General features: G+C 45.9%; 10 protein-coding genes. 1 reads left to right on the forward strand and 9 read right to left on the reverse strand.

Going from position 1 to position 13,676, the window contains the following annotated elements; translation table 11 throughout:
- Positions 1-40 precede the first annotated feature (40 nt).
- The 9 genes from WBA89_RS16840 to WBA89_RS16880 all read right to left on the reverse strand — a co-directional run bounded on the left by WBA89_RS16840 (position 41) and on the right by WBA89_RS16880 (position 12,540).
- A complete protein-coding gene (locus tag WBA89_RS16840) occupies positions 41-1,846 on the reverse strand; it encodes a methyl-accepting chemotaxis protein (RefSeq protein WP_424408329.1) in 1,806 nt (601 codons plus the stop codon).
- 415 nt (positions 1,847-2,261) lie between these two features.
- On the reverse strand, positions 2,262-3,722 hold the full coding sequence (locus tag WBA89_RS16845) for a HAMP domain-containing methyl-accepting chemotaxis protein (protein WP_424408330.1): 1,461 nt from the start codon (positions 3,720-3,722) through the stop codon (positions 2,262-2,264).
- Positions 3,723-3,737: 15 nt separating this feature from the next.
- Entirely contained in the window at positions 3,738-3,866 is a 129-nt protein-coding gene (locus tag WBA89_RS16850) for a hypothetical protein (protein WP_424408331.1), read from the reverse strand.
- Between the two features lie 97 nt (positions 3,867-3,963).
- Positions 3,964-5,061, reverse strand: coding sequence for a chemotaxis protein CheW (locus tag WBA89_RS16855; protein WP_424408332.1), 1,098 nt, complete (start codon positions 5,059-5,061; stop codon positions 3,964-3,966).
- A gap of 234 nt (positions 5,062-5,295) precedes the next feature.
- Positions 5,296-6,960, reverse strand: coding sequence for a CheR family methyltransferase (locus WBA89_RS16860; RefSeq protein WP_424408333.1), 1,665 nt, complete (start codon positions 6,958-6,960; stop codon positions 5,296-5,298).
- A gap of 363 nt (positions 6,961-7,323) precedes the next feature.
- The gene (locus WBA89_RS16865; protein ID WP_424408334.1) at positions 7,324-9,099 is read right to left on the reverse strand and encodes a R3H domain-containing nucleic acid-binding protein; all 1,776 of its coding nucleotides are present in this window, start codon (positions 9,097-9,099) and stop codon (positions 7,324-7,326) included.
- A gap of 447 nt (positions 9,100-9,546) precedes the next feature.
- Positions 9,547-10,692 carry a circadian clock protein LdpA gene (gene ldpA, locus WBA89_RS16870; protein WP_424408335.1) on the reverse strand — a complete coding sequence of 382 codons (1,146 nt, stop codon included), beginning with the start codon at positions 10,690-10,692 and terminating at the stop codon, positions 9,547-9,549.
- 835 nt (positions 10,693-11,527) lie between these two features.
- Positions 11,528-11,836 carry a carbon dioxide-concentrating mechanism protein CcmK gene (locus tag WBA89_RS16875; RefSeq protein ID WP_194061180.1) on the reverse strand — a complete coding sequence of 103 codons (309 nt, stop codon included), beginning with the start codon at positions 11,834-11,836 and terminating at the stop codon, positions 11,528-11,530.
- 386 nt (positions 11,837-12,222) lie between these two features.
- Complete coding sequence (locus WBA89_RS16880) at positions 12,223-12,540, reverse strand: DUF3067 family protein (protein ID WP_424408336.1); 318 nt, start codon at positions 12,538-12,540, stop codon at positions 12,223-12,225.
- Positions 12,541-12,746: 206 nt separating this feature from the next.
- Between WBA89_RS16880 and petC the strand changes: the two genes are divergently transcribed.
- Complete coding sequence (petC, locus tag WBA89_RS16885) at positions 12,747-13,289, forward strand: cytochrome b6-f complex iron-sulfur subunit (protein WP_424408337.1); 543 nt, start codon at positions 12,747-12,749, stop codon at positions 13,287-13,289.
- Positions 13,290-13,676: the final 387 nt, after the last annotated feature.

The following is a 13,676-nucleotide window of genomic DNA, read 5'->3' on the forward strand; positions in this document are numbered from 1 at the left end:
AATGACTAATGACTGATGACTAATGACTACTGACTACTGACTACACTACAGATTTTAAGTTTTGGGCGGCTCGATCGAGTTGAGAAATGCCTAGTTTGACTTGAGAAATGCCGGAGGCAGTTTCCTGAGCGGCGAGGTTAAGAGAGTTGACGGCTTCAACTACATCCTCAATGGCGATCGCCTGGTTTCTTGCAGTAAAAGAAATTTGTTTGCTGTTCAAAACAATGCGATCGATCGCCTCGGCTACTCCAGCAAATGCGTCGGAGGCTTTTCGGGCAATTTCAACTCCATTTTCTACGGTTTTTGTGCCGTCATCAGTCACTATTGTTGTCGAAATAATCGCTTTATGGATGTCTGCAACTAAAGCATTAATCTTGCTAGCAGATTCTTTACTGCGATCTGCTAATTTGCGAATCTCGCTGGCAACAACAGCAAATCCTTTGCCGCTTTCACCGGCTCTAACTGCTTCGACAGCAGCGTTGATGGCGAGCATATTTGTTTGGTTTGCTAAATCGCTGACTAAGCTGGAGATATTGCCAATGCGATCGGTTTGCTCGCTCAAACGCAAAATTTGCTTTTGAATGGCTCCAACATTTTCTGCCAAAGTTGCTATTTCTTTCAAGGTATTGTCTACAGCTTGACTGCCTGCTGCTGTGAGTTTAAGGGCTTGTGCCGCCCCGGAAGCAGCCGCTTCGGCTTGTGAGGCACAAGCTTTGCTTGATTCGCTCAATTCCTCCATTGTAGTCGCAGTTCGATCGACAGCATATAGTTGTTGGCTGGCGATGCGTTCTTGCTGTTCCACGGTGACAGCAATTTGCGAGGAAGAAGAGGCGATCGCCCGCACAATTTCATTTACCGAGCGAGTAGTTCGAGTTGCAAAAAAAGTGGCGATCGCGCTCACAACAGCAGCAGTGATTCCAACTCCTGTCATCAGAGCATACAGCAGCTCTTTTTGCGGAGCAAATACATCTTTTGTATCGTTGGCAATAATCACGCTCCAACCCAATGCTGGCTGATTTTTTGAGGTTTCAATAGGAGCGTAAGTAATCAGTTGCTTAGAGCTATCAATGCGATTGATACTTATGTCACTGTTGACTTTTTTCTCGGCTTGCATTTTTTGAAAAATAGTAAATTCTAACCGTGCATCTCTGCTCACATCATGATTTTCTGTTGCTAAAAAAAACTTGCCATTGCCATCAATCAAAAGGTATTCCTCTTTTTTAAATTCCTCCGAAGATTGGGTTAATTTATCTTGGCTTTCGTCAAAATTCTGCTCTAAATAAGTTGTAGGCGTGCGAGTTCTGATGACGGCGATAGTTTTTCCTGTATTGATATCGACAACCGGTGCAGCAGCAAAAATGGCGTAGTCGCCAGTAATAAATGACTTCCTGGGCTGCACAATTGTAGGACGATTAGTTTTAATTACTTCCTGAAAATATTCGCGTTTTCCTAAATCTGTAATGGGTTCTCCGCTCGATTGCAAAATAGTATTCCCCTGGAGGTCTGCGACTGCAATACTGTCGTAGCCTTCCCCTTGTTTTACATATTTATCTAACAGAGCTTGTTTTTGACTGGTTGATGTGGTTTTGCTGACTCTGGGGTCGTTCAGTATACCTAAATTAGCTAGTTCCTTAACGTCTAGGTAGCGTTCAAACAGAAAGTTGCTGACTTCATTTGCTGTAGAGATCGCCCGCGATTCTTGGTACTTAATTACGCAGTTAGTCAGGTTCTCGGTGGCAAATAAATAAGTCATCGCTCCTGTCAATATAACTGGGATCGTACTGAGGGCGATCGCAAAAACAATCGCTTTAATTCTCAAAGACCAATTTTTACTTTTTTTAATCATAACTGATAACTCAGACCATTTTAGATTTTAGATTTTAGATTTTAGAATTGGGGAATCACTAATAGACGACTCCTAAACAGCCTGTAAAGAGCTGGCAAGCGAGACTTGTTGGAAATGTCTCGCGAGGCTGGAGATTAGAATCGCGGGCCTGCGGTTGCATTTTGTTGAAAAACTCTCATAACTGATAACTCATTGGATTTGAGATGTGAGATTTAACAATTACCGATTGGTATCCGAGTTTCGAGCTTGTTTGCAGTTGCATTTATTTAATAACTATAGCGGTTCGATCGCGTTGTGAGGTATGCCCGATGCCCGATGCCCGATGCCCGATGCCCGATGCCCTATGCCCGATCCCCCATGCCCGCGAGAGCACCTCATCTTTGTGAGAAATGCTATATCATTACTGATAACTGTTCTAAACAACGGCTTTTAAATCTAAAGCAGCTTCGTTTAATTTTTGAGTGCCGACTTTAGTTTGAGTGATACCGCAAGCGGTTTGTGCTGCGGCTTGGTTGAGAGAGTTCATTGCTTCCACCACTTGTTCGATCGCGATTGCTTGCTGTTTGGCATTCAGCGAAATTTGCTGAGAGGTCAAAACCACGTTGTTAATTGCATCAGCCACTCCAGCAAAGGCTGCTGCGGTTTCTGAGGCAATATGTACGCCAAAGTCTACAGTTTTAGTTCCTTCATCTGTCACCATTACTGTTGAGTTAATCGCCTTCTGAATATCAGCAACTAAGAGATTAATTTGCGTGGCAGATTTTTTACTGCGATCGGCAAGTTTGCGAATTTCTGAGGCGACAACGCCGAAGCCTTTGCCGTGTTCGCCCGCCCGCACGGCTTCCACGGCAGCATTTAGCGCTAACATATTAGTCTGATTTGCCAAATCGCTAACTACAGTCGAGATATTGCCAATGCGATCGGTTTGCTCGCTCAACTGCATAATTTGCCCTTGCATATCCTGCACTTTTGTTTTCAGCGTTGCCATTGCTTCTAAAGTTTGTTCGACAGCTTTTGTACCTGTTCCAGCTAAATTTAAAGCTTGCATTGCTTCAAATGCGGCGGTTTCTATCTGCTGTGAAGTAGCCCTAGAAGATGCGCCCAATTCGTCCATTGTTGTCGTGGTTTGATTGACTGAAGCTGCTTGCTGGCTTGCCATGCGTTCCTGTTCTTCAACTGTGGCTGCAATCTGGGCGGAAGAAGCGGCGATCGAGCTAATTGCGCGATCGATAGTTCCAGCAATTCCTGACGAAATCAGCCAAGCAACAGTCGCACCCAACAGCAATAACAGCAGCGAACCTATCACCAGTGTCGATACTAAAAAGCTTAAAGCTGCCTTCGTGCTTTGCGTTGTTTGCTGGATCTTATTTAATTCGGTTTCCCTAAATTCCCGGTTCACTTCCCCAAATTCATTCACAAATTTTGCGTACTTGGCTGTATTAAATAAAGCCAGGGCTTCTGCTCTCTGATTTGTTTGAAACAAGCGGACAATTTCGTTAGAATCATCGTAATATGCGTTGACTAGCTCCAGCATTCTTTGCAAACGTTTTTTTTGGTCGGGATTTTTAACGCTCTGCTCTACGTTGTTCGCTGACTGGCGAGCCAACTCTACACCCGTTCTAAAATCTGTTAAAAATTGCTGATTTTTATTAACTAAATACCCGCGCATCCCCAGTACCATTTGCTGTGCGCCGACAGACATATTACTTGCTTCTCCGATTGCAGATTCTACCTTTTCCCTTTCTTGGAAAGTGTTAAACACCTGATTTGCTGTACCGAGAACTAATACGGGCAAGCCTAAGTATATAGCTGCTGGCGCTAAATATCCGAGCAGCATCTTGTTTCTAATGTTTAATCTTTTAATTTTAGCAAACATCTTTTTTTCCTGAATTTAAGATAGCATTTTCCTTAGTAAGGTGGTGACTCTGCGATAGCTGTTGGCCGTCCGGCATTTGCCGCACAAATTAGCCTGCAACTTTTGCGATCGCTCCCGTGCAGTGACATTAGCAAATAGTATCATAGCAAATTCTGTTCGATTACTTTTTTTTCTTGAGTTTCGACTAGCGAGAACCTCGTTTGTGCGGGCGCGACTTAGGATTTCGCCCTCAAATCTTTCTTCAAACCTCCTCATCAACAACAACTCCCCCTTTTGTTAGCAGTTTCTGCAAGTGGAGAACAGCGACGATCTTTTCTTTATAAAAAGCGGTACCCCGGAGATATTCGCGGTTGGCAGAATTTAGTGCAGCAGGAATAGTCGCAATATCTGCCATATTTAAATGTATAATGTCTAAGATTTCATCAACGACTATACCGGCGACCAAATCTTCAATTTCAACAACGATCGCCTTAGATAGGAATTTTGTGTCTGCTGATATATTTAAAATCTTCCGAATGTCCACTAGCGTCAGAATCTCGCCCCGCAAATTCATATTGCCAATAATGCGATCGGGCGTGCAAGGAATCGGAGTTACTTGGCGAATGTCAGTAAATTCGCGCACTACCCCGAGATTGATACCAAAGTATTCGCCGTTGAAGACAACCACCGCCAGCGACATATTAATTGCCGCAGAATTTTGGCGATCGTCTTGAAGCCTCAAATTGTCAGCCCGCTCTCGAAAAATTGCTTTTTCTTGGGCTGTGGCATTCGCACCAAAAATGCGAGGCTTGTCCAAAATTTTAGGATTTTCAGCTAACAATTTTGGCTCGGTTTCTAAGTGCAAGTTTTGATGTTCTACCTGGATTTCTGCTGCCGAAACTAATATTCTACTTTTTGTGTTTTCAGGAGAATATCGAATTAGGCGATCGAGATCGAGCAGCATGATAATCTCGGCCCCGCAGCGGGCAAATCCAGCTAAAAAATGATTGGACTCCTCTGGCTTGTCTCGCCCGTAAGATAGCTGGGGAGTTATTGCATCTTGGGAGATATGCTTAACTTCACTAACTTGATTGACAACGATCGCAACTCGAAATTCTTGCCATTCTATGACGATCGCACTATCTGTCACAGAATACTCCTGCCAAAGGTACCCAAAACGGAGATTCAGATCCATCACCGGCAGAATCGAGCCCCTAAGATCGATCGCCCCAACAATATCTTGAGGCGCTTCGGCGATAGGTGCGAGCTCCGGTAGAAAGAAAATTTCCCGAACGCAGCCGACTTCTACACCGCAAAGCAAACCGTTCTGTTTAAATATAAGATACGGCTTAGTTTCCATATTTACTGTGACACTTTATTGAGGAGGACTTGCGAAAAAAACCCCGCTTTCTACGATAATATCAAGTCCGGGTAATTACTTATAATATCCGACCGGGGCGGGTTTACGCTTATTGTTAGTTTTAGGCAATTATTGTCTGTCAGGGGAGCCCCTACAAGAATTATATCTATTTAGCCGAACCCGATCTAATATTCAGTTTGGCAACGAGCCAAGTTTTTTAATTTTCCCGGCGCGTCACTTTTGTTGGCTGTACAATTTTACCAATTTTTTTTCAACATCCATCAATACTTGATTAGCTGTCATTTTTCCCTGCTGCTCGATCCGAGTATTGGGCGGTAGTTTTTTGAGAATATCGCAAGATGAGTTGTACATTTTAATCGCTATATTTAGCTGACCTTCTTTGTTGTATATATTGCCGAGTTCGAGATAAGCCGAAACAAAAGACGGGCAAAGATAAATGATTTTTTTTAAAAAGATTTTAGCTGTTTCCAAGTCGCCCTGTTCTTCAGCAATGTGAGCTTGCAAATAATAAGGAAATATTGACATAGCATCTACTTTGCTGGCTCGCTTGCAGTGCTCGATCGCCTGAGAATACTTGCCTAAATTTGCATAAATTTGAGCGAGCAAATAATCAGCCTCAAAATTGTGATATTGCAGGTCTATCGCCTGTTTTGCTTTATCAATTGCTTCAGGATAAGCTTTATTTTTAAAACAAGCTTTTGCCTCTAAAATAAGCATCTGAGGCGTTTGGCTCGCGGTTGTTTTGGCGGCGGTGGTTGGAGGTAAATCAGGCACTTTCTTGCTCGCCCGCTCTCCCTCAAAATAGCGACTTCGCAGAATTTTTCCCAGCCCGTTACCTCCTGCTAATATCGCTCCTAAATCCCCAAAGTTGCCGTTATTCAAACTAGCTGGTACGGTTCCCTCCGGTATTAAATGACTGATGTCACCGTTAACTTTCCGTCCCTTTCTGGATTCATCCAACGCTGATTCCGCCTGCGGTGCTGGTGCGCTCGAATACTCTATTTTACCCGGTTCTTCCCCTAAGAGATTCTTGGTTTGATAAACAACCGACTCCGGGAAAATCTTTGCTTGAAACTCGTTCATCGCGTGGCTGTGAACTTCAGCGTGACCGATCATTAAATATCCTCCCATTCTCAGGGTTTTAGCAAATTTTTTCAATACCTGTGAAATATACTGAGCTTCAAAATAAACAAACACATTTCTGCACAAAATCAAATCCATATTATAAATATTTTGGTAAATATTAGGAAAATTATCTTTCACTAAGTTGAGATGCCTAAAGCTCACAAATTGGCGCAAATTTCTGTCGATTTCCCATTCACTTTTTCGCTTGTCGAAATAGCGCGCTTGCAGTTTTGGATCGACTAAGCGAAAGGACCAAGGGCTGTAAATTCCCCGCTCAGCTTTTTCTATTGCTTCTTGATTGATATCAGTACCTACAACTAAAATATTCCATTTTTCCCAATCAGAAATGAGCTGTTTTAAAATAATAACTAAAGAATAAGGTTCTTCACCGGTGGAACAGCCTGCACTCCAGATGCGGAGTGTTGGCTTAATGCCGAATTGCTCGTGCAGTTTTCTTTTGCGATCGATCAATTCAGGGAAAATAACTTTTTCCAATAGCGAAAATTGTCCTTTGTCGCGCATGAAATAACTTTCGTTGGTTGTCAGCAGCAGTGCGAGTTGGCGCCATTCGGTTTGACTTTCCTGAGTCGGAGCAGCTAACATTTGATAATACTTTTCGGGAAAGGCTATTTTTACGTCTTTCATCCGAGTCAAAAGTTTTTGAGCCAAAGCCGATCGATCTTGCGGGCGAATTTTTAAACCTGTGTTAGTCGCAATTAATTGAATAAATAGCTGAATTTGTGCATCATTCATATTAACTCTGTAAATTTGTTTAGTTATTAGTCATTAGTCATTAGTCATTAGTCATTAGTCATTAGTCATTAGTCATTAGTCATTAGTCATTAGTCATTGGGAATTGGACCGATCGCACTCACCGCCACAATCCGAAGGGAAACAAGATCCTGTCGGGTCGATCGACCGCAAGATTCGGGTTGGGGCGGTGAACTCACCCACAAAAACCATCGTTAATTTAGCAGATTGCGAGATCGAAAGCAGCAGGTATAAAACAGACAGCAGCACGAAAAAAATTCGGCTTTTTGCCTTCTACCTTCCGCCTTCAATCGGTAAGGTGCGGCCCGCGCACCCTACACAATGCCGGTTCCAAATCCCGACTGTTTAAGCTGGAAAAATCCGCAGGCGGCGGTTGGGCTCTTCCCCAAAACTGTGAGATTTTAGGTGATAGTGTTCCACCAGTTCGTGCTGCATTTTGCGGACGTTGGGAGAACGCGGTAGGAGTTCCACCGGTTGTCCCTTGGGAATCACAATTTGCTCGACAGCCAAGCGGGTTTCTTCGAGAGCTTCGAGCTCGTCAGAAGTACCGCTGCGGGCGAATAAGGCGAGGTCTGCCACTTCCGGGGTGCCGGGGTCGTCCATGTCCAACAAGCGCCGCAAAGCTCTCGCTACGTGGGGAATAGTGCCGGCCTTAATTGTGTGCAGGGGAACTTGGCGAGTTTTGGCCAAGTGCCTTAATTTTGACTGGTTCCGCACGTTCGATCGCAAAGCCAAAACCACGTCAGCACTTTCAATATCCTTCGTCAACTGCACCGGCAAGTTCAGGGTCGAAATCACCTGTTCGAGCTGGTGGCGAGCTATGCCGTAAGGATAAACGTGGAGGGGCAAATCTTCGCCGTTAGGGCCGACGTTCTGGGAATAACGTCCCCGCTGCTGCGGTACTGGTTCCACGGACAGGGATTCTTCGAGGAGTTGCTCGAAATACCGAGTCTCAGCAACTGGCGCGCTGCTAGGTGCTGCGAATTTCTCGCCTTGAGGGGGCATCGGCACCATTTTGCCGGCACTGCGCCACCCAGACATCGGTGTGACCGGCCGCATTGCTGATACCGCAGCCGGGCCAGGGCCGGAAGCTGGCATCCCTGGGAACCGGGCGGGGGGAGATGCTGATTCGCGCTCGATAATTACTTCTCCGCTGTCGCTGACGCTTCTGATTTGCTGGCTTGGTTCGCGTCCTCGCAGCAGAGTGTCGATCGAATCTGAAACTCGTTCGTGGATTACCCAGCGCTGGCGTTCGAGCATTTCGACCGCAATTTCAAAAGTAGGCGGCGATTTGCGTTCCAAAACTGTCTTTTGAGAACCGCGCCGCCTTGCTTCGTCATCTCCTAGCGTTACCGCTTGGATTCCCCCAATCAAATCTGCCAGAGTCGGGTTTTTCATCAAGTTTTCGATCCGGTTCCCGTGGGCGGTACCGACCAACTGCACGCCCCTTTCGGCGATCGTCCGAGCGGCCAAAGCTTCTAATTCGGTGCCGATTTCGTCAATCACGATCACTTGCGGCATATGGTTTTCCACTGCTTCGATCATGACTTGGTGCTGGAGTTCGGGACGGGAAACTTGCATTCTGCGAGCTCTGCCGATCGCCGGGTGCGGGATGTCTCCATCTCCGGCGATTTCGTTGGAGGTGTCGATGATTACCACTCGTTTTTCCAAGTCGTCGGCGAGCACGCGGGCGATTTCGCGCAGGGCTGTGGTTTTGCCTACTCCGGGGCGGCCTAGCATCAAGATTGACTGACCGGTTTCCACTAAATCGCGGATAATGCCGATCGTCCCGAACACAGCGCGGCCCACCCTCAATGTCAAGCCGATAATCTCGCCGCTGCGGTTGCGAATGGCGCTAATTCGGTGCAGGGTTTGCTCGATACCGGCTCGATTGTCGCCGCCGAAGCTGCCGACTCGATCGATGCAATAGTTGAGGTCTGCTTTGGAAATCGGTGTTTGGGAAAGATGTTCGGCCGAGGATGGAAAACGAGCTTCTGGTCGGCGGCCCAAGTCCATTACAACCTCAATGAGATTGTTGCGCTGCGGGTGCTGCTCTAGGGGCTGCCGGATCTCGTCTGGCACGATTTCTAATAATCTGTTGAGGTCGTCTGTAATCTGCATTCGCCTCGGTGTGTTCGGTTCAGTGGACAAAGGACTGTTGACTGTTGACTGTTGTCAGTTGACTGTTGTCAGTTGACTGTTGACTGTTATCAGTTGACTGTTGTCAGTTGACTGTTGACTGTTGTCAGTTGACTGTTGACTGTTGTCAGTTGACTGTTGACTGTTGACTGTTGTCTGTTTACGGATCGGTGGCTAGAAACCCGGCTTCGACGAGTTTTGAGTTGGGTAACGAGAAATATACTAAGAAACCGGGTTTCACTCTTGTCGCAAGTGCGATCGCGAAATCGCAGAATACAGTTGTTAGTTATCAGTTTTTTTGATTAACAACTAACAACTAACAGTTAACAGTTAACAGCTAACAGTTAACAGTTAACAGTTAACAGCTAACAGTTAACAGCTAACAGTCAACAGTCAACACTCAACAGTCAACAGTCAACAGTCAACTAACTAATGACTTTTGATCTGGGAAACTAGAGAACGAGCTAAATTCACTGCCTCCGAGAGAAGTTCTGGGACGGCTTCGAGTTGATTCAACCGAGGTGTTGGAACTCCGGCTGCTGGCTTGGCTGCTGGAATTGCCAATGCTCGATCGCTCTGCATTGTGTCTAATTGTTCTAAAATTGGCGACAGCAAAACCCTGGCATAGCTGCCGTAAGCTACACCTGCAATGTATTGGACAGGGGGAGATGACAAATTTTTTCCGCCATCCAAAAGCAGTCCAGAGGCTCTGAGTTTGCTGACAGTGCGATCGTTAGTGCCTCCTGCAAGTTGCACGAATCCCGGCAACTGGGCAGCCAAAACTTTTTGACCGAGTTTGACAGCGGCTCTAGTAGTTCCTGTTCCGATATCTCCGCTCATTGGCCTACCGTCGGTTTGCCAAATTAGGGGACAAGGAAGGGGGGAAATTATTTGATACAGTGTCCGCAAATAGTCAATCAAATTGTCTCCATCGGGGCAACTAATTGCTATTAATTTGAGTCGATCGACCCACGGAGCTATGCTCGACCAAAGCCGCGCAAAATCTACTTCTCTGCCTACTTGCGTGTGGATTTCTAGGGCATCCGCACCGGATTGCAAGATTAAAGGTGCGATCGCAGCGGGAGCAGACACGTAAGAACGAGTGTAGATTAATTGGCTCGGACAAATTGGCAGACAGCGACCGCAGCCGTAGCATTGCTGGTCTATCACCCCGGAAAAACCCTCAACAGCTTCCTGAAAAACTATTGCGGAGGCCGGACATATTTTTTCGCAAGGCCGCCAGCAGTCCGTCGGACAATCGGCTGGGTTGAATTCGGCCTTGCGAAAATGCGGGTCTTCCCCATCGTTTAAACTCACCATCAACCAGGGCAACCCTTTGCCGCCAAACCTGCGGTTTTGGGTTTTTGCCTGTAATTCGCCGGCAACTTGTAGGGCTTCTTTCGCTGCTGCGACGGCGGCGGGATCTGCCGCGACATCGATACAGTCAGCGCCTGCTAAGGTGTAAGCCAAGGTGAGATTCCGAACCGCAGGCAGGTGTTGAAAGCTCGCCCCACAGATCAGCTTGAACCAGCGGCCGCTTTTTAATGAGTTTAGGGGATGATAATGTTCTGTCACCCTTATATGTTAATCCTTCCGGCTAAAAATTACTATGTGAAAATTTGTACAGAGTTTTCCGACTCAGGCAGAGCCAAGTATCAAAACGCTACCGATAGGAGCGGGACTTGGGGGGTCAGCCCCAGATGTGGAGTATCGAGCATGACTTTTTTAGCAATCTAATTGTTTTAAGAGTTTTTCTTGCGGGTGCGATTTTGAATTTTTGGCTGAGGTTTTAATTGCAGGCAGACTTATAATAATATCATTTATGTGCGGTCGGTGCAAGAAAAAAGCCGACTGTTATTGCAGAATTGAGAGTTGTGGACTCTGAATTTGATACAATCTAAATTGTGACCGTCTGGGAAGCCGTCTCCTCAACCAGATAGAGTTCAGCATCCCAGTTGTGATTTTCCTTGATATCTGAGCGGAAGCTATTAAATAGTTGAGTCGCCAAATATACAGGTATGACTTGAGGGCGCAATGAAACAAAACGAAGCAACGGCAAAAGTTTTGGTAATTTTACATTTTGTTGCGCGGTGCGGTTGATTCGCGCCTACCTACTTGTCGTAGAAAGTGTCTTCCGCAGCCAAAGGTGAACTTTCATCAGAGAAGGGGCTATCTGCAGGGAGCAAAAACGTCAATTTGGCGATCGGCGTTTCCATAACATAAATAGCAGTTAGTCAACTTGGTTTTGCTTCGGCAAAATTTGCCGCATTGTACCAAACTGCTGCAACGTTACTTGTGTCCGCAGCGCAAAAAGATAGATAAATATGCAAAAATATAGAAACGCGATCGCCCGCGCCTCTATAATTACTAAAAGTTAAAATTCGACATCAAAGTTTTGTCAAAACTTTGACTACATTCGGAACTGTTCGACTTCGGGAGTATAGCCGATCGGCAAAATGTAATCGAGATTCTCGTGGGGACGAGCAATGATGTGATACGATAGCAACTTTCCGCCATCGACCTTTTTAACTGATTCAATTCCAGCAGCAACGGCTGCTTGCACTTCAGAAACATCTCCTCGAACTATAATTGTCCAGTAGGCGCGGGTTATCTTTTCATAACGAACTAAAGTAACTCGGGCTGCTTTCACCATTGAGTCTGCAACTTCTACGGCGGCGGGAAATCCTAAGACTTCAACCATTCCAACTGCAACACCCATTACAACTTTCTCCTAAATTTCACAAGATATCTGAGGTTCATTGTATGTGAAAGTGTTGACATAAAATGGTTGGGATGATTTTGGTCGGCTAGAAACCAGGCTCGCGATCGTCCGCGAGCGAACTGTACAATATCCCGGAGCGGAGACAGCACTACCAAAAAAATGCTTTTTACAAAAATACAAATGAAATGCTCCCTGTAACTGGATTTGATATGACTGACAACAGTCATTAGTCATTAGTCATTAGTCAACAGTCAGCAGTCAGCAGCCAACAGTCAGCAGCCAACAGTCAGCAGTCAGCAGTCAGCAGCCAACAGTCAGCAGCCAACAGTCAACAGCCAACAGTCAACAGCCAACAGCCAACAGTCAACAGTCAACTGACAGATTCAAAACTCGTCAAGCAACCACTCCGAGGCTCTTTCGCCCAAATCCAGGGGAACGCTGACAGCTTTGCCCAAGCGCGGGCGCTCGCGAGTATTGACAATATACTCTCTCACCTGTTCCGTGCTGCCCCAGCCGTTGAGGTAATTCGCCACCGCGTCCAAATGCTCGAAATAATCAGCCTCCGTCATCGGAAAAGACGCCTGTTCCAAATATTTCCACATTACCTGCACAAAAATCTTGCCCCGCGTCCGCCGCAATCTGATATCGTAAGATTTTCCCCATTTTTCTAGCAATAGCTGGTGTAAATCCTTGCCCGTCATGGTTGCTCCTGAGTTAATCCATTAAACAATAAAGACAAAGTTCAAAAAATGTAATAATACTCTAATAAAGGCTGGAAGGCGCATTCTTAAAAGGAATTTTCGCTTCCTTAAATTTGTGCGAGCAGATGGCCGGCGATTAGCTGAGTTTGTCTGCACGCACAGGTTCCCTAACAAACAAACGTAACTTAAAACCGTAAAGGCAGGTCATGGCTCAAACTTCTGCTGGAAATCCCGATGTCCCCGATATGGGGCGTCGTCAATTTATGAATTTGCTGACGTTCGGTACAGTCACAGGTGTGGCACTGGGCGCACTCTATCCCGTTGTTCAGTATTTTGTTCCTCCGTCGAGCGGCTCAGCCGGTGGCGGAGTCACGGCTAAAGACGCCTTGGGTAACGACATCATCGTTAGCGAATATTTGGCTTCGCACCCTGCGGGCGATCGCACTTTAGCCCAAGGTCTCAAAGGCGACCCCACTTATCTGGTGGTGGAAGAAGACTTATCTCTGGCCGATTACGGCATCAATGCAGTCTGCACCCACTTGGGTTGCGTCGTGCCTTGGAATGCTAGCGAAAACAAGTTTATCTGTCCTTGCCACGGTTCTCAATACAACAGTGAGGGCAAAGTGGTACGCGGCCCCGCGCCTTTGTCTCTGGCCCTGGCCCACACCACTGTCGCAGATGACAAGATTGCTTTTACCCCTTGGAAAGAAACAGATTTCCGCAGCGGCGAAGCACCTTGGTGGTCTTAGTTGTTAGTCATTAGTTAGTAGTTAGTAGTTAGCAGTTAGCAGTTAGTAGTTAGTAGTTAGCAGTTAGCAGTTAGTTTAAATAACCAATAACTAATAACTAATAACCAATAACCAATAACTAACAACTAACAACTAATAACCAATAACTAACAACTAATGACCAATGACCAATGACTAATGACCAATGACTAATGACCAATCACTAAATTGTCTGAACCTTTGAGATTGAATACTCTGATGCCACAAACTAATTTATCTGCGATATTTCGCTGCAGTGTCGAGACGATCGCCAAAACTGCTTTAATTGCGATCGCCGCCGCCGGATTTTTTCTCGGCAGCGACATCGCACTTCCCCAAGCAGCATTTGCTTACCCTTTCTGGGCCCAG

The organism is Microcoleus sp. (assembly GCF_049646505.1).
GTDB lineage: Bacteria > Cyanobacteriota > Cyanobacteriia > Cyanobacteriales > Microcoleaceae > Microcoleus.

Bases quoted from the DNA above. Each gene is read 5' to 3' on its own strand.
- petC (WP_424408337.1), top strand. From the start codon at position 12,747: ATGGCTCAAACTTCTGCTGGAAATCCCGATGTCCCCGATATGGGGCGT.
- WBA89_RS16880 (WP_424408336.1), bottom strand. From the start codon at position 12,540: ATGACGGGCAAGGATTTACACCAGCTATTGCTAGAAAAATGGGGAAAA.
- WBA89_RS16865 (WP_424408334.1), bottom strand. From the start codon at position 9,099: ATGCAGATTACAGACGACCTCAACAGATTATTAGAAATCGTGCCAGAC.
- WBA89_RS16855 (WP_424408332.1), bottom strand. From the start codon at position 5,061: ATGGAAACTAAGCCGTATCTTATATTTAAACAGAACGGTTTGCTTTGC.
- WBA89_RS16845 (WP_424408330.1), bottom strand. From the start codon at position 3,722: ATGTTTGCTAAAATTAAAAGATTAAACATTAGAAACAAGATGCTGCTC.
- WBA89_RS16875 (WP_194061180.1), bottom strand. From the start codon at position 11,836: ATGGGTGTTGCAGTTGGAATGGTTGAAGTCTTAGGATTTCCCGCCGCC.
- WBA89_RS16850 (WP_424408331.1), bottom strand. From the start codon at position 3,866: ATGATACTATTTGCTAATGTCACTGCACGGGAGCGATCGCAAAAGTTG.
- WBA89_RS16840 (WP_424408329.1), bottom strand. From the start codon at position 1,846: ATGATTAAAAAAAGTAAAAATTGGTCTTTGAGAATTAAAGCGATTGTT.
- WBA89_RS16860 (WP_424408333.1), bottom strand. From the start codon at position 6,960: ATGAATGATGCACAAATTCAGCTATTTATTCAATTAATTGCGACTAAC.